The 24,472-nt window shown below is 42.1% G+C and carries 23 protein-coding genes; 18 read left to right on the forward strand and 5 right to left on the reverse strand.

Annotation, left to right across the window (positions count from 1 at the left end):
- Positions 1-75 precede the first annotated feature (75 nt).
- The gene (locus G3O08_RS05535; protein ID WP_163283707.1) at positions 76-1,923 is read left to right on the forward strand and encodes a 2-oxoacid:acceptor oxidoreductase subunit alpha; all 1,848 of its coding nucleotides are present in this window, start codon (positions 76-78) and stop codon (positions 1,921-1,923) included.
- A complete protein-coding gene (locus tag G3O08_RS05540) occupies positions 1,923-2,960 on the forward strand; it encodes a 2-oxoacid:ferredoxin oxidoreductase subunit beta (RefSeq protein ID WP_163283709.1) in 1,038 nt (345 codons plus the stop codon). The genes G3O08_RS05535 and G3O08_RS05540 overlap by 1 nt, the downstream gene beginning before the upstream one ends.
- Positions 2,961-3,162: 202 nt before the next feature.
- On the opposite strand, the gene G3O08_RS05545 is transcribed toward G3O08_RS05540, so the two are convergent.
- The 3 genes from G3O08_RS05545 to G3O08_RS05555 form a co-directional block, all read right to left on the reverse strand.
- Positions 3,163-3,906 carry a hypothetical protein gene (locus G3O08_RS05545; RefSeq protein WP_163283711.1) on the reverse strand — a complete coding sequence of 248 codons (744 nt, stop codon included), beginning with the start codon at positions 3,904-3,906 and terminating at the stop codon, positions 3,163-3,165.
- A 189-nt stretch (positions 3,907-4,095) separates the two neighbouring features.
- On the reverse strand, positions 4,096-4,875 hold the full coding sequence (gene nadE, locus G3O08_RS05550) for an NAD(+) synthase (protein ID WP_163283713.1): 780 nt from the start codon (positions 4,873-4,875) through the stop codon (positions 4,096-4,098).
- A gap of 46 nt (positions 4,876-4,921) precedes the next feature.
- On the reverse strand, positions 4,922-5,665 hold the full coding sequence (locus G3O08_RS05555) for an outer membrane beta-barrel protein (protein WP_163283715.1): 744 nt from the start codon (positions 5,663-5,665) through the stop codon (positions 4,922-4,924).
- A gap of 83 nt (positions 5,666-5,748) precedes the next feature.
- On the opposite strand from G3O08_RS05555, the gene G3O08_RS05560 reads away from it, so the two are divergent.
- Both G3O08_RS05560 and gldC read left to right on the forward strand, forming a co-directional pair.
- A complete protein-coding gene (locus G3O08_RS05560; RefSeq protein ID WP_204336787.1) occupies positions 5,749-6,729 on the forward strand; it encodes a gliding motility protein GldB-related protein in 981 nt (326 codons plus the stop codon).
- Complete coding sequence (gene gldC, locus G3O08_RS05565; RefSeq protein ID WP_163283719.1) at positions 6,726-7,064, forward strand: gliding motility protein GldC; 339 nt, start codon at positions 6,726-6,728, stop codon at positions 7,062-7,064. The genes G3O08_RS05560 and gldC overlap by 4 nt, the downstream gene beginning before the upstream one ends.
- 405 nt (positions 7,065-7,469) lie before the next feature.
- Here the strand turns inward: gldC and yihA are convergent, their stop codons facing one another.
- A complete protein-coding gene (gene yihA, locus G3O08_RS05570; protein WP_163283721.1) occupies positions 7,470-8,108 on the reverse strand; it encodes a ribosome biogenesis GTP-binding protein YihA/YsxC in 639 nt (212 codons plus the stop codon).
- The gene (locus G3O08_RS05575) at positions 8,108-8,890 is read right to left on the reverse strand and encodes an alpha/beta fold hydrolase (RefSeq protein ID WP_317164039.1); all 783 of its coding nucleotides are present in this window, start codon (positions 8,888-8,890) and stop codon (positions 8,108-8,110) included. Before G3O08_RS05575 ends, yihA begins: the two co-directional genes overlap by 1 nt.
- Before the next feature lie 862 nt (positions 8,891-9,752).
- On the opposite strand from G3O08_RS05575, the gene mraZ reads away from it, so the two are divergent.
- The 14 genes from mraZ to ftsA are packed head-to-tail and all read left to right on the forward strand — an operon-like array spanning position 9,753 to position 24,438.
- On the forward strand, positions 9,753-10,220 hold the full coding sequence (gene mraZ, locus G3O08_RS05580) for a division/cell wall cluster transcriptional repressor MraZ (RefSeq protein WP_163283723.1): 468 nt from the start codon (positions 9,753-9,755) through the stop codon (positions 10,218-10,220).
- Entirely contained in the window at positions 10,207-11,121 is a 915-nt protein-coding gene (gene rsmH / locus G3O08_RS05585; protein WP_163283725.1) for a 16S rRNA (cytosine(1402)-N(4))-methyltransferase RsmH, read from the forward strand. Before mraZ ends, rsmH begins: the two co-directional genes overlap by 14 nt.
- Entirely contained in the window at positions 11,114-11,503 is a 390-nt protein-coding gene (locus G3O08_RS05590) for an FtsL-like putative cell division protein (protein ID WP_163283727.1), read from the forward strand. Before rsmH ends, G3O08_RS05590 begins: the two co-directional genes overlap by 8 nt.
- Positions 11,500-13,614 carry a penicillin-binding protein gene (locus G3O08_RS05595; protein ID WP_163283729.1) on the forward strand — a complete coding sequence of 705 codons (2,115 nt, stop codon included), beginning with the start codon at positions 11,500-11,502 and terminating at the stop codon, positions 13,612-13,614. The genes G3O08_RS05590 and G3O08_RS05595 overlap by 4 nt, the downstream gene beginning before the upstream one ends.
- A 2-nt stretch (positions 13,615-13,616) precedes the next feature.
- Complete coding sequence (locus G3O08_RS05600; protein WP_163283731.1) at positions 13,617-15,083, forward strand: UDP-N-acetylmuramoyl-L-alanyl-D-glutamate--2,6-diaminopimelate ligase; 1,467 nt, start codon at positions 13,617-13,619, stop codon at positions 15,081-15,083.
- Positions 15,083-16,327 carry a phospho-N-acetylmuramoyl-pentapeptide-transferase gene (gene mraY / locus G3O08_RS05605; RefSeq protein ID WP_163283733.1) on the forward strand — a complete coding sequence of 415 codons (1,245 nt, stop codon included), beginning with the start codon at positions 15,083-15,085 and terminating at the stop codon, positions 16,325-16,327. Before G3O08_RS05600 ends, mraY begins: the two co-directional genes overlap by 1 nt.
- A gap of 2 nt (positions 16,328-16,329) precedes the next feature.
- A complete protein-coding gene (gene murD, locus G3O08_RS05610; protein ID WP_163283735.1) occupies positions 16,330-17,661 on the forward strand; it encodes a UDP-N-acetylmuramoyl-L-alanine--D-glutamate ligase in 1,332 nt (443 codons plus the stop codon).
- A 13-nt stretch (positions 17,662-17,674) separates the two neighbouring features.
- Positions 17,675-18,193 (forward strand): Mur ligase family protein, encoded by a 519-nt coding sequence (locus G3O08_RS05615; RefSeq protein ID WP_163283737.1) that lies wholly within the window; start codon positions 17,675-17,677, stop codon positions 18,191-18,193.
- 3 nt (positions 18,194-18,196) lie between these two features.
- Positions 18,197-18,718 carry a glutamate ligase domain-containing protein gene (locus tag G3O08_RS05620; RefSeq protein WP_163283739.1) on the forward strand — a complete coding sequence of 174 codons (522 nt, stop codon included), beginning with the start codon at positions 18,197-18,199 and terminating at the stop codon, positions 18,716-18,718.
- Positions 18,719-18,721: 3 nt separating this feature from the next.
- Positions 18,722-19,909, forward strand: coding sequence for an FtsW/RodA/SpoVE family cell cycle protein (locus G3O08_RS05625; RefSeq protein ID WP_317164040.1), 1,188 nt, complete (start codon positions 18,722-18,724; stop codon positions 19,907-19,909).
- Positions 19,896-21,002, forward strand: coding sequence for an undecaprenyldiphospho-muramoylpentapeptide beta-N-acetylglucosaminyltransferase (murG, locus tag G3O08_RS05630; protein ID WP_163283741.1), 1,107 nt, complete (start codon positions 19,896-19,898; stop codon positions 21,000-21,002). The genes G3O08_RS05625 and murG overlap by 14 nt, the downstream gene beginning before the upstream one ends.
- A complete protein-coding gene (gene murC, locus G3O08_RS05635; RefSeq protein WP_163283742.1) occupies positions 20,999-22,378 on the forward strand; it encodes a UDP-N-acetylmuramate--L-alanine ligase in 1,380 nt (459 codons plus the stop codon). The genes murG and murC overlap by 4 nt, the downstream gene beginning before the upstream one ends.
- Positions 22,362-23,150, forward strand: a complete 789-nt coding sequence (locus tag G3O08_RS05640; protein ID WP_163283744.1) for a cell division protein FtsQ/DivIB — start codon at positions 22,362-22,364, stop codon at positions 23,148-23,150. Before murC ends, G3O08_RS05640 begins: the two co-directional genes overlap by 17 nt.
- A gap of 4 nt (positions 23,151-23,154) precedes the next feature.
- The gene (gene ftsA / locus G3O08_RS05645) at positions 23,155-24,438 is read left to right on the forward strand and encodes a cell division protein FtsA (protein ID WP_163283746.1); all 1,284 of its coding nucleotides are present in this window, start codon (positions 23,155-23,157) and stop codon (positions 24,436-24,438) included.
- Positions 24,439-24,472 lie beyond the last annotated feature (34 nt).

Genomic DNA, 24,472 nt, shown 5'->3' on the forward strand with positions numbered 1-24,472 from the left:
GTTTCATTATTGAGAGTTGCATAAACTCATTCAAATTACAACACTTTACACTTAGTGGAAAATTCAGATATAAAAATGCCACAGCGCGTTAGCGAAAGCAAAAAAGAAGTTACGATTTTATTTGCCGGCGATTCGGGTGATGGAATTCAACTTACGGGTTCGCAGTTTACAAATACAAGCGCCCTTTTCGGGAATGACATTAGCACGTTTCCGAGCTATCCTGCAGAAATTAGAGCTCCGCAGGGAACTATTGCTGGGGTTTCGGGCTTCCAATTAAACTTTGGAAGTATCGAGATTTTTACTCCGGGCGATAGATGCGATGTGCTTGTAGTAATGAATGCCGCAGCGCTCAAAGCCAATCTCGATAAGTTAAAAATTGGCGGAGCAATTATTGCAAATATTGCCGGTTTTGACAAGAAAAATCTAAAACTGGCAGGTTATCTCGATCAGCGCAACCCTTTGGAAGATAATTCTTTGGGTAAGTATCGCGTTATAGAAATAGATGTTACAAAACTCACCCGCGAATCCTTAAAGGATTCAAGCCTGGGAATGAAGGAAAAGGACCGCAGCAAGAACATGTTCGTTCTCGGTTTTCTTTACTGGATGTACAACCGTGAGCTTGCGATGACCGAAAAGTTCCTGAAAGAGAAGTTTGCTAAAAGTCCGGAACTCATCGAGTCGAATATGGCCGTACTCAAAGCCGGTTATAATTATGGCGATACCAGCGAAATGTTTACTACTCGCTATGAGGTAAAACCTGCACCAATGCCGAAAGGCACTTATCGCAATATGATGGGAAATCAGGCTCTTGCGATTGGTCTTATCGCCGCAGCGCAGAAAGCAGATTTACCCCTATTTTACGGAAGTTACCCCATTACGCCGGCTTCTGACATTCTCCATGAATTATCAAGGCATAAAAATTTTAACGTCCGCTCTTTTCAGGCGGAAGATGAAATTGCTGCGATAACTTCTGCAATAGGTGCTTCCTTTGCGGGAAATATCGGTATGACGGCTTCAAGCGGTCCCGGTATTGCCTTAAAAGGCGAAGCGCTTGGGTTGGCGTGCATCCTCGAATTGCCACTTGTTGTGGTAAACGTACAGCGCGGTGGTCCATCAACAGGGCTGCCAACTAAAACAGAACAGGCAGATTTGATGCAAGCATTTTATGGACGAAATGGTGAGGCACCTATTCCAATAATTGCTGCGTCGTCGCCAAAAGATTGCTTTGACACTGCCTTTGAAGCTGTAAGAATAGCAGTTGAGCACATGACGCCCGTATTCTTACTTTCTGATGGGTACATTGGAAATGGGGCAGAGCCGTGGAGACTAAAATCTGCTGCTGACTTACCAAAAATTACTGCTCCGCTTATTCAAAAGCCAAATGCAGGAGATGCCTTCTTGCCTTATAAGCGCAACGAGAAAGGCGTGCGGCCATGGGCTGTGCCGGGCATTGCTGGTCTGGAGCACCGAATTGGAGGATTGGAAAAAGAAGACATCACGGGAAATGTTTCTTACGATCCCGAGAACCATGAGAAAATGGTGAAACTACGGGCTGAAAAGATCGATAAAATTGCACTTTCCATTCCGCTACAGGAGTTTGATAATGGATTTGCCACAGGGAAACTTTGCATATTAAGCTGGGGTTCAACTTACGGCGCAGTAAAAACTGCCGTGAAAGAAATGGTTGAAGAAGGTTACTCTGTATCGCATATTCATTTGCGTTATATCTTCCCGTTTCCGCGAAATCTTGAGCAACTACTTTCGGGTTTTGACCACGTCATGGTTCCCGAATTGAATAATGGTCAACTGGTTAAAATCGTCAGAAGTGAATTTTTGATTGATGCAAAACCACTCAATAAAATTAAAGGCCTTCCTTTTTCTTCCATAGAAATTAGAGAAGAAGCTGAAAAATACTTTGTATAATGAGCACAATAGCAGAAAAACCAAAAAGTACAGCCAAAGATTTTAGCAGCGATCAGGAAATCAGATGGTGTCCCGGTTGTGGCGATTATTCTATTTTAAAACAAGTGCAAACCATTCTTCCGGAAATAGGCGTAGAGCGCCAAAATGTGGTCTTTATTTCTGGAATCGGTTGCTCATCGCGCTTTCCGTATTACATGAACACCTACGGAATGCACAGTATACACGGGCGTGCACCTGCTTTTGCCAGCGGACTTAAAATCTCAAATCCCGATTTAAGTGTTTGGGTAATTACCGGCGATGGCGATGCGCTGTCTATCGGTGGAAACCACCTGATACACCTGCTTCGAAGAAATTTTAATCTCAATATCCTCTTGTTTAACAATGAGATATACGGATTGACCAAAGGCCAGTATTCGCCAACATCCCCGGAAGGGAAAGTAACGAAATCTACTCCTATGGGTTCGATAGATCACCCGTTTAATCCACTCGCACTTGCCGCCGGAGCCGATGGAACTTTTATTGCGCGGGCAATGGACAGAGATCCGGTACAATTGCGCGATGTATTGCGTGAAGCCAGCGAACACAAAGGAACTTCCCTAGTAGAGATTTACCAAAATTGCAACGTTTTTAACGACGGAGCATTTGAAGTTTTTACAGATAAGCACACCAAAGCCAATACCACCATATTTGTTGAACATGGAAAGCCTATGGTTTTTGGTGAAAACCAAAACCTGGGATTGAGACTCGATGGCGCAACACCTGTTGTCGTTGACTTAGAGGTCGGAGAATATGCAGTAGATGACCTTTGGGTTCACGATAAAACGGATAGGTTTAAAGCCGGAATATTAATGCGTTGTTTCGAAACTCCGGGAGCCGATGGACAAGGAATTCCTAGGCCTTTTGGTGTTTTTTATCGCGAAAACAGAGCCTGCTACGAGGATTTACTTCACAATCAAATCAAAACCGCCTATGAACGCAAAGGTGAAGGAGATCTGGACGCACTTTTACGTGGAAATAATACATGGACAATTGAGTAGGTCGCTAAGTTGGTTTTTTCAAGATTCGAAACGCCTTGCAAGCCGATATTCACTTCCCGTGCGGTATTGAAACTACGGTATCTTGCCTTACAGAATTTAATTTTCTCGATATGGATCGCTGAAATTTCACTTTGAAAACTCAATCGGCTTACTTAAACCTTTGCGCCTTGGTGGTTAAAAGAACTCGCTCGCGTGTGCAGGATTACACTTTGGGTTCCACCTTGTCTTCTTTGGTGATTTTGGAGCGATTCTTTGCAACAGCTTTTCCTTTATACTTATTTAATTCTGCATATATCGAATCACACTGTGGGTCATGCAGATAGAATTTATTCTCACCTTCAATCTTCTTTCGATTTCTGGTAAACCGAGCATCTGCAATCTTATCTCTGTCTAAATGAGTTGCAGCTGCCAAGGCATCTATCCATTGGGTTTCCGATTCATTGATTATCTCGTCGTATGAAATTGCACATCCACCATGAATATTTAATAAAATCAGACCGGTTTGATACATATCAATATAATCTTCCTTTAATTTCTTTACTGAACTCGGATTTTTAATGAGCATGCTTAAAGCAAAATCTTCAAATCTTCTGTAAGCAAGAATTACTGTAACATCATATCCTTCTTTTTTAATGTAATAAGGCAGCATATGCGATAATGGTGGAAATTTTGCAAAGCTTACTTGTTCAAATAGGTCATGAATGTTTTTGGATAGTTTTTTCTCTATTTTCCTAACGGCCGTGTCAGAAAATTTTTTGAGAAAAACAATGCGTTTTAAGTACTTATATGAGCCTACTAAAATTGGATGCTCAAAGGCGCCACCGGTGCGATTCCATGACTCTGAAGAAACCCCAAAATCAGCACCTGCATCTGATAAAACGGCACACATTAATGAAGTGCCCGTGCGCGGTGAACCAACGACAATAAAAACCTTTTTATCTGACATTCAATTTTAATTGATGTTATAATCCTATTTGGAAAATTTTAACGAAAGTAGAAATATTTTGTTACAATGATAAAACCACGCCCTTTTTGTAATACTGCTTATCGGTAAGTGATATTATTACCGTCTTATTAGTTTATTTTACGTCCTACCGCGAGTAAAAGAATTGCGAAACTATGAGTGGGAAAAATCCTACTTCAAATTCTCCGGAATGATACAAACAGGAATAGGTACCATTTTATGTTTATTCTGCTCATTTCGCTTTCGATAAATATCCAAAACTACTTTTTGACGTGGAGTCAAAACTGCCTCATCTCCGTCAAAGCCCATTGCCCATTCTAGCTCGGGATACGAAGCACCTATTTGGTCTTCGTCGGTGCGGTCGTCTCCGAATAAGCCATCAGTAGGAGCTGCAGCGATTATTTCGGGAATAATGTCAAGATAAGCGCCTAATTCGTAAACTTCAGATTTTGTAAGATCGGCAATAGGACTAAGATCTACACCACCATCGCCGTATTTGGTAAAAAAGCCAACACCAAAGTCTTCTACCTTGTTGCCGGTTCCCGCTACAAGCAAGTGATTCAAGCCGGCATAATAATAGAGGGTGGTCATTCTTAGCCTCGCGCGCGTATTGGCAAAAGCCAAACTCAAAACCGATTCATCGCTATGCTGAGGCAGACTTTCAGCCAGCGAATCATATGGTTTTGTAAGTTCTACTGTGGCTGATGACACATTGGGATACACGTTCTCAAGTGATTCAATATGCTTTCGGGCTCTACTTACCTGGGTTGGATTTTGATGTATAGGCATTTCCAGACAAATGAGTTTAAGGCTGGTGCGCGCGCACAAGGCAGAAGTAACAGCCGAGTCAATTCCACCAGAAACTCCCAATACAAAACCATTAACCCCGGCCTGTTCGGCATAGGTCTTTAGCCAGCTAATGATATGATTTGCAACTAAAGATGAATCCATAGGGCGTCGCCGCTCAAGTATAAATCACGATTGTTTTGACGGTATCTTAGAAATAGACCCCTACATTTACCATAATAGCATTAGAAGTGCCATTAATTCGTTCTAACCTTCCATTTTTCAATATCTCTGCTTTTTTGCTGAAAATATTATTCAACCCATTATTCCAAGTTACACTTACAAATAGATTTGTGGTTCCTGTAAGATTAAACTCCGCACCACCTTCTATGTGCAATCCTGCACGGTATAAAGTGCTATAGTCCGGTGAGTCCTCATCTTCTCTAGATAACACAGAACCATCTGGAAGCTGATCCTTGCTGTTGTAAACAGATTTTATTTTCAAACCGTTGTCAATACCAACTCGTGCAAAATATACAGTATAGCCTACCTCATTCGTGCGCAGCATCATAGTAAGCGGAATATTAATATAATTAAATCGATAGTCAATAGTTCGGGCTGCGATAAAACTGCCGTCGTCAGGGTTCTGATAGGTATATTTTAAAGTACCTCCTGTATTTAAAACAAAGAGACCTGTGCTGAAATAATAATTACGATTTGAACCCAATCCAAAATCAGTGTGAAGACCATAACCAATATTTAATCTTGCTCCATCGGGATCTACAAACTCGGCTCCTCCATTTGGAGTGAGCCATGAAAAAACAGTAGAAAAGGAAAGTCCCATTCTAAATCCTGGATTTTTTGTAAGTCCTTCCGGGGTTATTTCAGAGGGCTGGGCGAATGATGTGGCTGCACATAATAAAAGTGCGGGAATAAGCAGTGCTATCTTTTTCATTAGTTTTGCAAGCATTTAATTTGCGATAAAAGTACGTAATTTTTAATATGAACATCCACAAGCTCCTTTTAGTTCTAATAAGTTTGAGTTTATTTCAATCTTGTACTGATTCCAGATGGAAGGCAGACACCTCTAAGGTGGAATATAATGGCGAAATTCTAAGACTTGATAAAGCGGTTTTTTCGCTTAATAACAACTTTTCGCAAAATGAACTGGTGGCTTTAAAGCCCAAATATGGAAATTTTCTGGATATTTATTTAACCCAAATTATGCAGGTGGGGTCCCCCGACAATCCTATGACTGCCAGCCTTTTTGCCAGATTTTTAAACGATCCCGATTGGCGGGAATTACAGAGTATTATCGAAAAGAAGCATCCCAATCTCGATAAAGAATCTGCCGAGCTGGAAAATGCCCTTAAGAGATATGCAGTGCTTTTTCAGGAAACTGAACTGCCTGAAATTGTAGCCTATAATTCGGGATTTAATGTAGGAATTTATCCCGAAAAAAAATACCTGGGTATAGGGCTCGAATGGTATGCGGGTAGTGATCTTGAAATATTTAAAAGGCTTCCACCCGATCTTTTTCCGCAGTATAAACGCGATAAAATGTTGCCGGAGTTTATGACAATAAATGCCTTAAAAGGTTGGTTGTTGGTAAAGTATCAGGATAAGTTGCACGGTGAGACGCTTTTAAACAGGATGGCTTTTGCCGGAAAAATTCACTATGTGGCATCAGTGCTAATGGAAGAAGTAAGCGATAGACAATTGCTTAATTATTCGCAGCAACAAATAGAATGGAGCGAAATGCAGGAATACGACGTATGGAAACATATGCTTGAGAATGATTTGATTTTTTCTGAAGATGCAAAAGAGGTTAGTACTCTGATGAATGATGGGCCATTTACTCCCGGAATGCCACCTGAATCACCAGGAGGTGTGGGAAATTATATCGGTTACAAAATGGTAGAGGTTTATATGGAGCGAAATGAAAATGTAACACTCGTGGATTTATTGAATATGGAAAACGACCGCGAATTTTTAAATAATTACAAACCAGGAAGATGAAAGACGAAATAACAAAAGAAACTACAATAACTTTGAAAGTGGGATTGGATGAAAATCAGGTACCCGTTGATATGCACTGGAATGCAAGCGATGGTGGAGGAAACGGAAAATGCAAGGCTTTTATGCTTTCCATTTGGGATGAGGTTGATGAGAACACAATGCGTATTGACTTATGGAACAAAGAAATGAGCGTATATGATATGCAGCGTTTTTTTCACCAAACTCTTCTCACAATGAGTGATACTTTTAAAAATGCTACCGGTCAGGAGAATATTTCGAACGATATCCGGAAGTTTGCTGATGAATTTGCGAAGAAGACTGAGCTTTTGGGATAGTTTTTTAATAGGCAATAGGCAATAGGCAATGAGCAATAGGCTATGAGCAATTTGCAATGAGCAATAGGCTATGAGCAATTTGCAATGAGCAATCGCCAAATTTTTGGGCAAAGACAGGCTCTTCTGTATTTAAATCCTATGGATTCGAAAAACCGCACGTACCTATAAAGTGGAGAAATAGCATCGGCTTTGGGTACTGTTATATAATTTCCGAAAACCCTTAACGCACCTTAACTTCTCAATGGTTTATTGTTTTTGAACGATTAAGATAGTAAGGAAAATGAAAAAGTGATAATGCAACGTGAGCCCAAGGCACAGTTTGCTATTGTAATTGAATAGGGATGGGATACTGGAATGCAAATGAGGATTCAGCAATACCAAAAACAAAACACCAAGAACAAAAAACTAATTCGGGAGAACAAACAACTTATTAGTCTCATCAATAAAATTCAAAATCTCAACGCGACCCAAACCGCTTTCAGAAGAGCTCACATATTGAGTAGGCAGCTCCTCCCAAATTTCTAGCATCCTGGCGTTGTATTTTGCGATATTTTCTTCTAATGGTTTGGGTTTTAGCTTGTCGGCCTTTGTGAAAATCATTGCAAAGGGAATGCCTTTCGTTCCCAGACGTTCCATAAAATCCATATCAACTTCTTGTGGTGTATGGCGCGCATCGATTAATACAAAAACACACATCAAGCTTTCGCGTTTTTCCAGAAAGGGCATAATCAGCTTTTGAAATTCCGCTTTTAGTGTTTTTGAAACTCTGGCGTATCCGTATCCGGGTAAATCTACCAGGTACCAAGCTACTTCTTCCTTATCGCCCGCTGGAGCAATAGAGAAATGATTGATTAGTTGCGTCTTGCCCGGTCTGCCCGATGTTTTTGCCAAATCTTTGCGCCCGGTGAGCATATTTATCAGCGACGATTTGCCCACATTGCTGCGCCCCACAAAAGCGTATTCAGGAAAAGCGGGATCGGGTAATTGACTGATTTTGCTACTGCTAATCAGAAAATTGCTTGTCAAATAAGGCTCTGCAATCATTACGAAAATCTTTTTTTAAGCCATCCATCAAGAATGGTATTAAACTCTTCGGGATGCTCCATCATAGGCGCATGACCGCACTTGTCAATCCAAAATAATTCTGAATCAGGTATATGGGTGTTAAATTCTTCGGCGACTTCCGGAGGGGTAATGGTGTCGTTGCGGCCCCAAATTAGGCATGTCGGCATCTTGTAATTTGGCAAATCCTTCATCATATTATGACGGATTGCGCTTTTGGCCAAAGCTAATACCTTAATTAATTTAGATCGATCGCTTACTAATTCAAAAGTAACCTCAACAAGTTCGTCAGTTACCATTTCAGGATCATAAAACGTTACGGCAATTTTCTTCCGGATGTATTCTTTGTCTTCCCTTCGCGGAAACGAACCGCCGAAAGCATTCTCGTAAAGCCCAGAACTACCAGTAAGGACCATAGCGGTAAAAAGCTCTGGCTTAGACTTTGCTGTAACGAGTGAAACATGGCCGCCAAGCGAATTCCCCAAAAGAATTATGTCACTCAATTCCAGTTTTTTGATAAACCCCAGAATGAATTTTGACAGGCTTCCAACCCCCGTTTTTATAAGTGGCATATCGTAGAGCGGCATCATGGGTACAATAACCCGATGGGTTTTTTTAAAGTGCTGAATCAGTCCGTCAAAATTGCTTAGTGCTCCAAATAATCCGTGCAAAACCAAGATGGTTTGACCTTCGCCCTCATCAATATATTTATACTCCCCTTTTTCCTTGAGTTCTATTTCCATAAAGTCTTTGCTAAAATCCAAAGATAGTTTTTTTTAAAAACGGATGAAGAATTTGTGACAAAACTGATAGTTTTTCAGCGTGCCTTGACGCTTTCGCCAGCGCCAAGCTTTTAGCTTGGGGATTTCTTTGCCGGTGTCCCGCCGGGGTTTCAAAGAGATGTGGTTTGTTTTTATTTCATATTAGGACGACTTGATGGTTTAAGCAAGTCGGCCAAGTTAAACCTGGCGGGACGCCAGACAAAGCCACCCGTAGTTTATCAAGCCATAGGTATGACGAGACGCCACGCTAAAAAGCGTGGTAAACTGAGCCTGTGCGTGTGGACTCTACTTACCCACTTCTAAATTTGCCTATTACCAATTGCTAATTGCCTATTGAACCACTCCTTACCTACTTCTAAATTTGCCTATTGAAACCATTGCCGCCCTTGTGCATTCCTCTCGGCGAAAAGCCTCGTCGGATGCAGGAAAGGGAGTTCACATCACGGTATAGTGAGTATTACAATTTAAATGTAAAGATTTGAGTTGTAATTAATATCGTTATTGTCAATTGCAAAATGCATTGCCAATTGCTCATTGCCTCTTGAGCCACTCCTTACCCACTTCTAAATTGCTAATTGCATATTGCCGATTGCCAATTGATTGTCGATTGCCAATTGATTGCCGATTGCCAATTCTCAACATAAGCAACATTCCGTTGTGCAAAACAATCTAAAGACTCCATTTTTCAGGGTGTACAAACCCGAAATTTGACCGAAATCGCCTCCAAATCGAAAGCGTAAATCCCAAAATCTCCGAAAACTTTTCAACAAAGTGGGAAATAATGGTAGAAAGTGGGTGATAGTGGGAAACATTTTCTACTTTAGCGTTGCAGAATCTGTACCCAATGCTAAATCTACTAGGCGAATACGATTGTAAACTTGATGCCAAAGGGCGTTTGATGTTTCCGGCTGGCTTAAAAAAGCAGTTGCAAGACATTGTGCACGAAGGTTTTGTGATCAATCGTGATATGTTCGACCAATGTTTGGTGCTTTATCCGCACCGCGAGTGGCAGGCAGTGGCGTCTGAAATTGGCAAGCTGAACCGCTTCGTGGCCAAAAATGTAAAGTTTATTCGAAAATTTAATAATGGTGCTACCCGAGTGGAGTTAGACTCTGCCGGGCGGATGCTTATTCCGGCTGCATTGGGCCAATTTGCATCGCTTGAAAAGGAAGTGAAAGTAGCCGGGAATGGCGACAGGATTGAGATATGGAGCAAAGCTAATTACGAAGCCATGCTGGCTGAAGATGTAGATATGGCTGCGCTTTCTGAAGAAGTGATGGGAGGGGATGCAGGGAGTAATGAAGAAGTCTGACGAATATCATCTTCCGGTACTTCTGCAAACGAGCGTTGACGGATTAATTACGAATAAACAAGGCATCTATGTAGATGTAACCTTTGGCGGCGGAGGGCACAGTCGCGCAGTTCTTTCAAATTTGGGTAATAATGGCAAGCTGATTGGTTTTGATCAGGATGAGGATGCGCAAGCAAATATTCCCGATGATGAGCGGTTTCGGTTTGTGCAGTCAAATTTTCGATTTCTCAAAAACAGTCTTCGATTTATTGGTCTTAAGAAGGTTGATGGAGTCCTGGCAGATTTGGGAGTTTCTTCGCATCAGTTTGATGTTCCCGAACGTGGATTTTCCATCCGCAGTAATGCGCGCCTTGATATGCGCATGGGAAAAGGTATAGGCATATCGGCTTATGAAGTGGTAAACACCTATCCGGAAGAAAAACTGGCGACAATCTTTAAGGAATACGGAGAGCTAAAGGAGGCGTATAAACTCGCTAACCGAATAGTCTATCACCGCACTATGGCACCTATTGAGACGACCGAAGAATTGGTTTCTAAAATAGGATCTCTGGCTCGGAGCAATAAGCATAATCAGTTTTTAGCTCAAGTTTTTCAGGCGCTTCGCATAGAAGTTAATGGCGAAATGAAGGCATTGGAAGAACTGCTTTTGCAATGTGCCGAGGTCATTGAGCCGGGAGGTAAACTGGTAGTAATTTCCTATCACTCGCTAGAAGATAGAATGGTAAAACGGTTTATGAAAAGCGGGAATTTTGAAGGCAAAGACGAAAAGGATTTTTTCGGAAATCCAATCCGACCATTTACACCAGAAAAAGGAATGCCAATCGTGCCTGGTATTGAAGAAATTGAATTAAACAGTAGAGCAAGAAGCGCAAAATTGCGCATAGCAACAAGAAATGAGTAAGGCAAATAAAAATAAAAAAGACGAAAAGAAAAAGGGTGGATTTGCACGTGGTGTAAATGCGCTTTTGAGTGGCAAGTTCCTTACGCGGGAGTATGTTCAGTCAAATCTTCCGTTTATCTTTTTCATTGTTGCCATCATGGTTTGCTATATCGCCTATGGCTATTACGCCGAAAATAATATGAAAGAAATGGTTTCTTCGGAAGCTGAACTTCAAGAGCTCAAATCGCGCAACCTTGCTGTTCAAGCCAAACTGGGTAAGCTTCGCGCGCAATCTACAGTAGAGGAATCTATAAAAGAACTTGGACTGCATGAATCTACTACGCCGCCCACAATAATACGATTGAGTAAAGCAGAGAACCTTTCAATTTTAGGGATAGAATGAAAGGCGAAAACAACATAATCAGCAAGGCTTATATCGTCTTCATCGCTATTTGTATTTTCTCACTTCTCATCGTGGGAAAAATTCTTTTTATCCAGTTTGTAAATGGAGAAAAGTGGGAGTCGAAAGTGGCGCATATTACTACCGATTTGCGCGAAATAACTCCTGTGCGTGGAAATATATACGCCGATAACCGGAATATGCTTGCTACATCTGTCCCCATTTATGAAATCAGGATGGATATGCTGGCAGATGGTTTGAGCGATGAAGACTACTTTCAGAACATCGACTCGCTCTGCGTAGCATTGAGTAAACTTTTTGACGACAAGCCGGCGAGCGCATATAAAGCAGAATTCGCGAAAGCGCGCAAGGCAGGTAATAGATACTACCGTGTAAAATCGAATGTGGATTACGATCAGGTGCAGAAAGCTCAAGATTTTCCAATTTGGAAAAGAGGGCGATTTAAAAGTGGAGTCATATTTGAAAAGAGAACGATTCGACTTATGCCTTTCAAAGAGTTGGCTAACAGAACGGTGGGATATGAGCGCGAAGGAGTGCAGCCGGTAGGGATAGAAGGAGCCTACAATAGCGTTTTGAGTGGAAAACCCGGCGCAAGGTACGAAAAGCGGCTTGCCGGAGGTATTTGGATGCCACTTACTGACCACAACGAAGTGGAACCCGAAGATGGATGCGATGTGTACACCACACTCGATGTAAATATTCAGGATGTAGCCACAAATGCTCTGCGCAAGGAGCTTAAGAATCACAATGCCAGCCATGGCTGCGCAGTGCTCATGGAGGTAAAAACCGGATACATTAAGGCTATCGCAAACCTTACCCGCACAGCGGATAGTACGTATCGCGAAGTTTACAATTATGCCGTGGGGGAAGCAACAGAACCGGGCTCTACATTTAAGTTGGCTTCGCTTATGGCTGCTTTTGAAGATGGTCTGATTGATTTGCACGACACAATTGATACCGAAAATGGAAAGTACCGCTTTTACGATCGCATAATGCGCGACAGCAATGGAAAAGGACATGGGAAGATTGATGTGCTTGAGGTATTTCAAAAGTCTTCAAACGTAGGAGTATCACGTATTATCAATGAAAAATATGCCAGTAATCCGCAAAGATTTGTGGACAGACTTTATAAAATGGGTCTTGGAAGAAAGCTGGGATTGGAAATTTCAGGAGAAGGAAAACCGAAAATAAAAGATCCCTCAGACAATTCTTGGTCTGGGGTTACACTTCCGTGGATGAGCATTGGGTATGAAACCCTTATGACTCCCCTTCAAATTCTCACATTTTACAACGCTGTGGCGAATAATGGTGTAATGCTGAAACCGCAATTTGTAAGCGAAGTTCAGCGAAACGGAATTGTAATTAAAGAGAATAGACCGATTGTTTTAAATCAGGCTATTGCATCGCGTGAGACAATCGCAAAAGCTAGAAAAATGCTTGAAAGTGTTGTAACCGAAGAAGGTACCGCTGCCAACTTGCGTTTTGGAGCTTACCATATAGCCGGAAAAACCGGTACAGCCCAAATAGCCAATGAAAAGTACGGTTATAAATATGAGCAGGCAGTGAGCTATCAAGCCTCTTTCGTGGGATATTTTCCAGCAGAGGCTCCTGAATATACCTGTATAGTGGTAGTAAACGGGCCTAGCAACGACGTGTATTATGCCAATAGAGTAGCAGGGCCGGTGTTTAAAGAAATTGCCGATAAGGTATATGCACAGCGCTTTGACTTGTTTAAGGTAAAAGACCCTATTGAAAATGCAATCGCTTATAAGGCTCCGGTTTCTTTGAGCGGAAATGCCGAAGACCTCAAATCTATTTTCAGCGCATTTAATGTGCCTGTAGAAGATAATAGCGGCGGATATGGATGGGTGACTACCAAGACTGAACCTGAAAATGTAGAATTAGAACGACGCACCGTTAAAGACGGGTTTACGCCAAACGTTGTGGGCATGGGCTTGCGCGATGGTGTTTACTTACTCGAGTCATGCGGCTATGAGGTAAAAGTGCAGGGGAAAGGAATGATATCAAAACAAAGTATGCCTCCGGGATCGCCAGCACGGAAAGGGCAGAAAATAACTATCGAGCTATCGTAAATATGAAATTGCTACAAGACATATTGTATCAGGTAAGTATTAAAGAAGTGGTGGGCTCTACCAATATAGAGGTAGAATCTATTGTTTTTGATTCGCGGAAAGCCACCAAATCATCGCTTTTCATTGCAATCAAAGGCGCGCTCTCTAATGGGCATGAATTTATAGATCAGGCTATTGCCAATGATGCTGTAGCTGTGATTTGCGAAGAATTGCCGGAATCAAAAAGTCCTGACATTACTTATGTGCTTGTCTCCGATTCACATGAGGCGCTCGGAATAATGGCTTCAAATTTTTACGACAATCCTTCAGAAAAGCTAAAGCTTATCGGGATTACCGGCACAAACGGTAAAACCACAACTTCTACCATGCTTTACGATTTATTACGCCTTTTGGGGAATAAAGTAGGGCTAATCTCTACCGTAGAGAATAAGATTGATAATGAGATTGTTCCGGCAACGCACACTACGCCCGATGCGGTAAGCTTTAACCAATTGCTTGTGCAAATGGTAGAATCCGGATGTACTTATTGCTTTATGGAAGTGAGCTCGCACGCCTTGCACCAGCATCGTGTAACGGGAGCAAAATTTTCCGGAGCGGTTTACACCAATCTTTCGCACGATCACCTTGATTATCACAAAACATTTGATGCCTATATCGCAGCCAAGAAAATGCTTTTCGATATGCTGCCCAAAGAGGCCTTTGCGCTGGTAAATTTAGACGATCGCCAGGGCGAAACCATGCTTCAGAATTGCAAAGCTGGTATACAGCGCACCTATGCGCTTAAGTCGATGGCCGATTTTAAAGTAAAAGTTATCGAAAATCAATTTGGCGGCTTGCATGTAAATATCGATGGGCTCGACCTCTATGCTAAAATGGTTGGGCGATTTAATGCTTACAATCTTTTATCGGCTTATGCCACTGGGGTTTTACTCGGTTTCGAAAAGCTTGACGTGCTTACTGCTTTGAGCAGTATTAATCCGGTTGCAGGTCGTTTTCAATATGTGATTAGTCCAGATAAGGTTACTGCCATCATAGATTATGCCCACACACCCGATGCGCTTAAAAACGTGTTGAAAACCGTTGAGGATATTCGCACAAAAAATGAGGAAGTAATCACCGTGGTGGGTTGCGGCGGAAATCGTGATGCTACCAAGCGGCCCGAGATGGCTCGTATTGCTTGCAAATTTAGCGACCGGGTGATTTTTACATCCGACAATCCGCGAAATGAAGATCCTGAAGCGATTATTGAAGACATGATAAAAGGTGTGGAGCCACAGGATTTTCGAAAAACGAATACCATAGTAAATAGAAAGGAAGCCATTAAAATGGCATGCTCAATAGCCCGCTCTGGCGACATTATTCTTATTGCCGGGAAAGGACATGAAAAATACCAGGAAATTAAAGGCGAGCGCCTGCCATTTGACGATCTCGCCATTGTAAACGACACCTTTAAACTACTGAATCACTAATGCTGTACTACCTATTTCAATATCTCGATACGCATTACAGCCTGCCCGGAACAGGGGTGTTTCAGTACATCTCTTTCCGGGCTGCTATGGCGGTGCTTACTTCTTTGGTTATCTCGTTGCTTTTTGGAAATACGCTGGTAGGAATGCTGCGCCGCAAGCAGGTGGGCGAGACTGTTCGCGATCTGGGTCTGGATGGCCAAATTCAAAAACAAGGTACCCCAACTATGGGCGGGTTAATCATTCTTGGAGCTATTTTGGTGCCGGTTCTCCTCTTTGCCAGACTAGATAATATTTATGTGATTATCATGATTATTACCACCGTTTTTCTTGGTGCCATTGGCTTTATAGACGATTACATAAAGGTTTTTAAGAAGAATAAAAAAGGCCTTGCCGGAAAGTTTAAAGTTGTGGGTCAGGTGGCTGTTGGCGTAGTGGTTGGAAGCCTGCTCTATTTTAACGAAGCTGTAGTAAGCAAAGAAAAAGTAGCTGTTCCGCAATCAGAAAATGTGGTACGCGAAGCAGGTGAAGCACCACAGCAAACATTTGAATGGGTGGAAGAAAAATCTGTTGTTACCACCATTCCATTTATCAAAAACAATGAGTTTAATTACGCCTGGCTGCTTGGCTTTATGTCAAAAGAAAATGCGGCGCGATGGGCATGGCTGGTATTTATTCCCATAGTGGTTTTTGTAGTCACCGCCGTGAGTAATGGTGCAAATATTACCGATGGTCTCGATGGTTTGGCAACAGGTTCTTCGGCAATTATCGGAGTTGTGCTGGCTATTTTCGCTTTCGTTTCGGGTAACCTGGTATTTGCTGATTATCTGAATATTATGTTTATTCCAAACTCGGGTGAACTCACCGTTTTTATCAGTGCATTTGTTGGCGCCTGCATTGGCTTTTTATGGTATAATTCATATCCTGCTCAAGTGTTTATGGGCGATACTGGTAGCCTTGCCCTCGGTGGAATTATCGCCGTTTTTGCCCTTGCCATCAGAAAAGAATTGCTCATTCCGCTTTTCTGCGGAGTGTTTTTAATAGAAAATATTTCGGTAATGATACAGGTGGCGTACTTCAAGTACAGCAAAAAACGATTTGGCGAAGGCCGCAGAGTTTTTCTGATGGCACCACTACATCACCATTATCAAAAGCTTGGATACCACGAGTCTAAGATCGTTTCACGGTTTTGGATAGTGGGAATATTGCTCGCCGTATTGTCAATCGTAACCCTAAAACTACGCTAAAAATGAAGCTCTTGGTTTTAGGTGGAGGCGAAAGTGGAGCCGGAGCAGCAATGCTCGGTAAGAAGCTGGGGTACGATGTATTCCTGTCTGACCGGGGTGTACTGAAAGAAAAGTACAAAAACGTTCTTATCAAGGCGGGAATTAAATGGGAAGAAGGTGCACACAGCGGAGATTTTCTTCAGGGAACAGAATTGGTGATTAAAAGCCCGGGCATTCCTTCAGAAACTGCCATAGTATTGGATCTTAAAAAGGCCGGAGCCGAGGTGATTTCTGAAATTGAATTTGCTGCAAGGCATACCAAAGGAAAGATAATCGCCATAACAGGTACCAATGGCAAAACGACCACTACGCTGCTTACACATCACATGTTCGCGAAAGCGGGAAAAGACGTGATAGCTGCGGGAAATGTAGGAAAAAGCTTTGCAGGCCTGCTCGCCGAGCGCGATCGCGATATCTGGGTGCTGGAGGTGAGTAGCTTCCAACTTGATGATATTGTGAGTTTTAAGCCCGATGTTGCGATTTTACTCAACATTACTTCTGATCATTTGGATAGGTATGGCTACGAAATGCAAAACTACGCTGATGCCAAGTTTGCAATCGCACGAAACCTTACCGAGGCAGATCATTTTATCTACAGCGATGATGATGAGGTGATTCTCAAAAATCTGAAAGAGAAGAATATCAAAGCGCAACTTCACCCTATATCTACTTACCATCCCGTTGAAAACGGAGCATATATAACTGAAAATGAACTAATAATTAACCTTACTAATAATCCATATAAAATGTCCATACACGATTTAGCCCTTCAGGGCCGTCACAATGTTTACAATTCAATGGCGGCAAGTGTTTCGGCCCGCCTTTTTGATCTCCGAAAGGAAGTGGTGCGAGATAGCCTTTCAGACTACGAAAACATTGAGCACCGACTCGAATTTGTCGCCGAAATTCACGGAATTAAATTTATTAACGACTCAAAAGCTACCAATGTAAATGGGGTGTGGTACGCACTTGAAAATTATTCGGAAAAGATAGTCTGGATAGTGGGAGGAGTTGATAAAGGAAATGACTATTCCATACTGGAAGCACTTGTACGTGAAAAAGTTAAGGCCATAATTTGTCTGGGTACCGACAATAAGAAACTCATGGACTATTTCGGCCCCATGGTTGAAAATATAGCCGAAGCGCATACCGCAACCGAAGCTGTTAATCTGGGTTACGCTTTCGCGAAAAAGAATGATGTGGTGCTGCTTTCGCCTGCATGCGCCAGCTTTGATTTGTTTGAGAATTATGAAGACCGGGGCCAGCAATTTAAGCGAGCCGTTCGCGCACTTTAAACCCCTTAGCGATATGTCAGAAAACAGAATAAATAAAACAACTAGTTCTAAAGCAAACCCACTGCTTGAGTCGAGATTGCGTAGCTTGCAGGCTGCGAAACCATTTTGTCTGGAGTTTTGCGGTCGCATTAATGGAGTGACTTTTATAAATGATTCTGCCGCAACATCGATTGAAAAAGTTGCCGATGCTCTTATTAGTTTCGATGAACCCGTAATTTGGATTGCAGAAGTTTCTGCGCCAAATACCGATTTTTCAATTATCAGCGATTTGATGAAATCTAAAGTGAAAGGCGTGGTTGCGGTTGGTGAATTTGGAGATGATTTACACAAAGCATTGATGCGCCAAGCCGGAATTTTTGTTGCTGCCAATACCTGGGATGAAGCTTTGGACATGAGCCTCATTCTTGGAAAAGCAAACGATAAAGTGCTCTTTTCTCCGGGTAGTAGGGCGATTGAACCCTTTGAAAATTATAAAGAAAGAGGTGCGTATTGGAATAGATTGGTAAGCATTTTACAAAACAACAATAACTAAATAGTGAAAGGCAAAAAGTCATATACGATTCACAAGAGCAAGAAAAGCCAGACTGACAAAACCTTATCAGCCAGCGATAATTTGAGGCGCAATCTGGAGCGAACTACTTATCGTGTTGATTCAGTTGTAATAGTTAAAGATGTGGAATTTGTATGTGACTCAAGATCTGCCGATCTGCTATCAACTCGCGATTCCTTTAAGTTTTTGGAAAAACCAATAATATGGATTTCCGGAAAGGCAAAACATGAAAGAGATTACTCACTGATTGAGGCTTATCTGAATAATAAGATAAAAGGTGTTGTAATTTATGGGGTTAATGGTGAAGAGACGAGCGCTGTGCTAAACAAGTTTGTGAAGGGTGTAAAAGTGAAAGAAACATTGGTGGAAGCCGTAAACGCTGCTTATAAAATGGCCGAAAAAGGAGATGTGGTACTCTACTCGCCAAGCTGTGCGGTAAAAGACGAGTACCTGAATTATGTAGATCGCGGATTGGAATTTATACGAATAGTAAAAGACTTAAAATAAACGGTGAAACAACTGATTGCACAATATCTAAGAGGCGACAGAGTAATCTGGATGGTATGCCTTATTTTGGGACTCGTCTCAATACTGGCTGTGTATTCCAGTATTTCGTCGCTTGCGTATAAATATACGGAGGGCAATACTTTTTATTACCTCTTTAAGCATGGTATTATGCTTATTACAGGTTTTGTAATCATGTATTTTGTCCACAAAATCAATTACAGGTATTTTTCCCGCCTCTCCCAGATAGCTATTTGGCTGGCAGCCATTCTTTTAATTCTTACTTTACTTCTGGGTGTTAATTTGAATGATGCGAGTAGATGGATTAAAATCCCATTAATTAACCAGAATTTCCAGACTTCCGATTTTGCAAAAATAGCGCTCATAGCCTATGTAGCGCGTATGCTCACTCTGCGTAAAGAGTTTTTTCACAGCTTTAAAGAGGGGCTTTTGCCAATTTTAATTCCTATTGTAATTATTTGTGGTTTAATCCTTCCGGCAAATTTCTCTACTGCGGCAATGCTTTTTATGGTTTGCGTAACTCTGCTTTTTGTGGGTGGCATTCCGTTTAAGCATTTGGTCATGGTTTTTGCCATAGCCGGTGCCGGATTTGCACTGCTTTTGGTGCTCTCCACTAGTTTTCCAGATCTCTTGCCCCGTGTAGAAACATGGAAAACGAGGTTGTTGAGCTATGAAAGTGGCGATAGCGAAGCCAATTATCAGGTAGAACATGCCATGATGGCCATACAAAGTGGCGGCGTTTTTCCAACCGGTCCGGGAACAGGCGATTCAAGAAATTATTTGCCACACCCTTATTCTGACATGATTTTCGCTTTCATTATCGAAGAGTACGGCACTATAATAGGTGGATGCGGTTTGCTTTTGCTTTATCTCATCTTTCTGTACAGGGCTTTGCGGCTTGCGCGAAAATGTGAACGCAATTTTGGGTCATTGCTAGTTATTGGAATGAGTTTTCTTATTGCTTTTCAGGCATTTATAAATATGGGTGTCGCTGTAAGTCTGCTCCCTGTTACGGGTCAGCCTTTGCCCCTAGTCAGCATGGGCGGTACCTCTATTTGGTTTACCTGCATTGCAGTGGGTATGATTTTGAGTGTAAGCAGATCGGTGTATGAAGGCGAGAAAATTCCGGGGGTAAATCGAGTTAAAAAGAAGAAGGATTATGCAGTCGCTTAAGGTCATAATAAGTGGAGGAGGAACCGGAGGACATATTTTTCCGGCCATAGCCATAGCCGATGCGGTAAAGCGCAAGGTACCCAATGCCGAAATACTTTTTGTTGGTGCAAAAGGCAAAATGGAGATGGAGCGAGTGCCTCAAGCGGGTTACAAGATTGAGGGATTATGGATAAGCGGTATTCAACGCAGCCTTACACTTAAGAATCTGGCGTTTCCATTAAAACTGATTTCCAGCATGGCAAAAGCGCGTTCTATTGTACGCATGTTTAAGCCCGATGTGGCTGTGGGAGTTGGCGGATACGCTTCAGGACCTTTGCTAAGGGTGGCTTCAACCAGAAAAATTCCTTCGCTTATTCAGGAGCAAAATTCCTTTCCGGGAATTACAAATAGGTTGCTGGCGGCAAAGGTTAGCAAGGTTTGTGTGGCATATGAAGGTATGGATCGTTGGTTTTCAAAGGATAAGATTGTCATGACCGGAAATCCGGTGCGTGAGCAAGTTGTACAGCTCGAAGGTAAAAAGCCGGAGGCATGCACTTTTTTTGGACTTAAATCAGATAAGCCAACCTTGCTCGTAGTGGGAGGAAGTTTGGGCGCTAGAACCATAAATCACAGCATCAAAAAGAATTTGCAACTCTTTAAAGATGCCGGTTATCAATTGATATGGCAAACAGGTAAGCTCTATGGCGAAACGGCCTATGAGGCTGTGCGGGAAGTTGATTATGAAGGAATTAAGACATTCAAATTTATAGATAGAATGGATTTGGCTTATGCTATGGCAGATGTAGTTGTATCCCGAGCAGGCGCTATGTCTGTCTCAGAAATATGCCTCGCCGAAAAGCCTGCCATCCTCATTCCGTCGCCCAATGTGGCAGAAGATCACCAAACAAAAAATGCGCGGGCGCTGGCTGATAAAGGTGCCGCCATTTTGCTGGCTGATAAGGATGCGGAAGAAAGTCTGGGTAAAGAAATTAAAAGCCTGCTAAACGACAAGGAGAAGCAATCCACCCTTTCGAGAAATGCGGGAAAAATGGCACATAGAAACGCCGCTGAAAAAATTGCAGATGAAGTTTTAAAACTGGCTAAGAAAAATTGAATTTAGAAAAAATACATAGCGTCTATTTTGTGGGTATCGGAGGGATCGGTATGAGTGCTATTGCCCGCTATTTTAAAGCGATGGGCAAAAATGTTTTTGGCTACGATAGAGTGCATACTGCGCTTACTGCTAATCTGGAATCGGAGGGAATGCAAATCGTTTACACCGATAATCCGGAAGAACTCGCACCCGATTTTCTGAATCAACCTATTGACAATACGCTCGTAGTTTACACACCTGCTATTCCCGTTACTCATGCCGGTTTGGGGTATTTGCGTCAGCATGGGTATCGGGTAGTGAAGCGATCTGAAGTGCTTAGTGAGATCATTGAAAAACAGAAAACGATTGCCATTGCCGGTACACATGGAAAAACCACCACATCGGCTATGGTTGCTCATATTCTCAATCATTCAGGAATAAAATGCAACGCCTTCCTTGGTGGAATTGCCTTGAATTTTAATTCAAATGTTATTCTCAATCCCGATGCGGAATACGCTGTGGTTGAGGCCGATGAATACGACAGGTCTTTTTTGAAACTCAATCCATTTTTGGCCATTATCACTTCCGTAGATGCCGACCACCTCGACATTTACGATAATGCCGATGCTATGCATAATGCATTTCAAGAATTTGCCAACAAGGTGAGCGATCAAGGAGCTGTTTTTATCCACAGTGGTATTAGCCTTTCGGCGAAAGCTAAAAAAATTACCTATTCGCTTGACGACAAAAAAGCTGATTTGTACGCGAGCAGTTTACATATTGAAAATGGCACCTACGTTTTTGATGTAATATTTCAATCAAAAAACCTGGGAACAGTGCGCTCAACTTATCCCGGACATCACAATATAGAAAATGCAATTACCGCCATTGGTATCGCTCTGGAACTGGGTATTGAATGGGGTAAAATAGTTGATAGCATCGCTACTTTTGCTGGAGTAAAGCGCCGTTTTGAGTATCATATAAAAAGAAACGATCGGGTGTTTATTGATGATTATGCGCACCACCCCACAGAAATTTCGGCTTGTGTGGGGTCGGTAAAAGAACTCTACCCCGATAGTAGAATAACTGGTGTTTTCCAACCGCACCTCTACTCACGTACGCGCGATTTTGGCGATGGCTTTGCCAGAAGTCTTGAAGCCCTAAATGAAGTGGTGCTTATGGAGATTTATCCGGCACGCGAAGAGCCCATTCCGGGTATCGATAGTGAGTGGTTACTTAATAAAGTACGCACGGTGAATAAAAAGTTGGTGCAACGTGAAAACTTAGTGGATGAAATTTTAAGATTAGACCCTGAAGTTCTGCTCACTATGGGCGCAGGCGATATTGATAAAATGATTGAACCTTTAAAATCTGCACTCAATGAAAAAGATGAATAAGATTCTGAAAATCATAGGGTTTGCATTATCGGTGAGCGCCGTTATGGTATTGCTGGGCTTCGTAGGAACCAAGCGATCGGCAGCCTCATGCGAGGAGCTTATTATTCATATTTACGCTGATTCAGGAAATAATCTGGTGACCGATGCAGATGTAAAAGACCGAATTTCGAATAAAATTGGGGTTGTAATTGGCGAACCGCTCAATAAAATAGATACGCGTTCTATAGAAACAGAGCTGCGTGCTATTCCATTTGTAAGGACAGCACGCGTGTATGAAACCATTAATAAAAAGCTAATTGTAGAGCTCACGGAACGTGAGCCAATGGTTAGATTAATCGACAAAACCGGAAAAACGGCTATTCTCGATACGGAGGGATATTTAATGCCACTTTCAGACAATACTGTTTTGCGCCTTCCCGTTATCACCGGGCAATTTGAAATGAACAGCGAATTTATTAATACAAACGGGCATGTGTCTGATTCGCTGGCGCATGTGTCTCTTGCCGATGTTTATAGTTATGCATCTGCCATAGCGGCGCAACCTTTTTGGACTGCCCAAATTCAACAAACAGATTTAAACGGCTTCGGCGATTTTGTGGCCTTTCCCCAAGTGGGAAAACACACCATAAATTTCGGCTCAGCCAATGAAATTGAAGAAAAGCTTAACCGGCTTCTAATTTTCTATAAAAAGGGACTTGAAGAAACCGGATGGAATAAATACACAAGTATCAACCTGAAATACAAGGATCAAATTGTTTGCACAAAAAAATAGAATTATGGAAGAACCAGAAATAATAGTCGGCCTTGACATTGGAACTACCAAAATAGCCTGTATCGTAGGCCGCATAAATGAATACGGGAAAGTTGAGATCATCGGTATGGGTCGCTCTGAATCGTTGGGCGTGCGCAGTGGGGTAGTTAGCAATATCAATCTTACCGTTGAATCTATAGAGCGCGCCGTTTCAATTGCCACCGAAAAATCGGGAGTAGAGATTGGCGAAGTAGTGGTAGGAATTGCCGGACAGCATATTCGTAGCCTGCAGCACCGTGGTATTCTTACTAGAAAAAGTAAAGATATTGACGAAGTAATAGAACAAAAGGATATTGACAATCTGGTGGAAGACATGCATCAGCTGGTTATGAATCCTGGCGAAGAGATTATTCATGTGCTTCCGCAAGAGTATATTGTAGATAACGATCATGGAATTAAAGATCCCATTGGCCACTCCGGTATTCGCCTTGAGGCTAATTTTCACATCATTACCGGAAAAGTAAACGCTGCTAAAAACATTTACAAAAGTGTAAGCAAGGCCAATCTGGAAGTGCATGAGTTGGTGCTTGAGCCGCTTGCTTCTTCAGAAGCTGTGCTAAATGAGGAGGAGAAAGAGGCAGGAGTAGTGCTTGTTGATATCGGTGGTGGAACTACAGATATTGCAGTATTTCAAGATGGTATCATTCGTCATACCGCAGTAATCCCTTTCGGGGGAAATATTATTACTGACGATATTGCAGCCGGTTGCAGCATTTTGCGGAAGCATGCCGAGCAGCTAAAAATAAAATTTGGCTCTGCGCTGGGTTCAGACAGTATGGAAAACCAAATAGTGTGCATTCCCGGTTTTAGCGGTCGTGAGCCGAAAGAAATATCGGTTCGAAACTTGGCCAATATTATTCAGGCGCGCACTGAAGAGATTGTTGAGCAGATCATCTACGAAATCAAAAGTTCGGGATACGAGAAACGCCTCATTGCGGGTATCGTTTTAACCGGTGGTGGTGCAATGCTCAAGAATTTAACCCAATTGGTAGAATACCTATCAGGTCTTGAAACACGAATTGGTTACCCCAATGAACACCTTGGTAAAGCCAATACAGACGATCTGGGTAGCCCAATGTACGCTACCGGTATAGGCCTGGTGCTAAAAGGGCATGAGCTAAATCTGAAACGACAAAAAAGAGAGAAGCCAAAGCGAAGCCTTATCCGCTCTGGCAGTAAAGATAAACAAGGTCTTTTTGATAGATTGATATCAAAAGGACAGTCATTTTTTGATGACGACGATATTTAATAGAAACTGAATGATAATTGATTGCATAAAAAAA

Source organism: Cryomorpha ignava (assembly GCF_010686655.1).
GTDB lineage: Bacteria > Bacteroidota > Bacteroidia > Flavobacteriales_D > Cryomorphaceae > Cryomorpha > Cryomorpha ignava.

Coding starts and splice junctions, on each gene's coding strand:
- G3O08_RS05535 (WP_163283707.1), top strand. CDS start 76: ATGCCACAGCGCGTTAGCGAAAGCAAAAAAGAAGTTACGATTTTATTT.
- G3O08_RS05540 (WP_163283709.1), top strand. CDS start 1,923: ATGAGCACAATAGCAGAAAAACCAAAAAGTACAGCCAAAGATTTTAGC.
- G3O08_RS05545 (WP_163283711.1), bottom strand. CDS start 3,906: ATGTCAGATAAAAAGGTTTTTATTGTCGTTGGTTCACCGCGCACGGGC.
- nadE (WP_163283713.1), bottom strand. CDS start 4,875: ATGGATTCATCTTTAGTTGCAAATCATATCATTAGCTGGCTAAAGACC.
- G3O08_RS05555 (WP_163283715.1), bottom strand. CDS start 5,665: ATGAAAAAGATAGCACTGCTTATTCCCGCACTTTTATTATGTGCAGCC.
- gldC (WP_163283719.1), top strand. CDS start 6,726: ATGAAAGACGAAATAACAAAAGAAACTACAATAACTTTGAAAGTGGGA.
- yihA (WP_163283721.1), bottom strand. CDS start 8,108: ATGATTGCAGAGCCTTATTTGACAAGCAATTTTCTGATTAGCAGTAGC.
- mraZ (WP_163283723.1), top strand. CDS start 9,753: ATGCTAAATCTACTAGGCGAATACGATTGTAAACTTGATGCCAAAGGG.
- rsmH (WP_163283725.1), top strand. CDS start 10,207: ATGAAGAAGTCTGACGAATATCATCTTCCGGTACTTCTGCAAACGAGC.
- G3O08_RS05590 (WP_163283727.1), top strand. CDS start 11,114: ATGAGTAAGGCAAATAAAAATAAAAAAGACGAAAAGAAAAAGGGTGGA.
- G3O08_RS05595 (WP_163283729.1), top strand. CDS start 11,500: ATGAAAGGCGAAAACAACATAATCAGCAAGGCTTATATCGTCTTCATC.
- G3O08_RS05600 (WP_163283731.1), top strand. CDS start 13,617: ATGAAATTGCTACAAGACATATTGTATCAGGTAAGTATTAAAGAAGTG.
- mraY (WP_163283733.1), top strand. CDS start 15,083: ATGCTGTACTACCTATTTCAATATCTCGATACGCATTACAGCCTGCCC.
- murD (WP_163283735.1), top strand. CDS start 16,330: ATGAAGCTCTTGGTTTTAGGTGGAGGCGAAAGTGGAGCCGGAGCAGCA.
- G3O08_RS05615 (WP_163283737.1), top strand. CDS start 17,675: ATGTCAGAAAACAGAATAAATAAAACAACTAGTTCTAAAGCAAACCCA.
- murG (WP_163283741.1), top strand. CDS start 19,896: ATGCAGTCGCTTAAGGTCATAATAAGTGGAGGAGGAACCGGAGGACAT.
- G3O08_RS05640 (WP_163283744.1), top strand. CDS start 22,362: ATGAAAAAGATGAATAAGATTCTGAAAATCATAGGGTTTGCATTATCG.
- ftsA (WP_163283746.1), top strand. CDS start 23,155: ATGGAAGAACCAGAAATAATAGTCGGCCTTGACATTGGAACTACCAAA.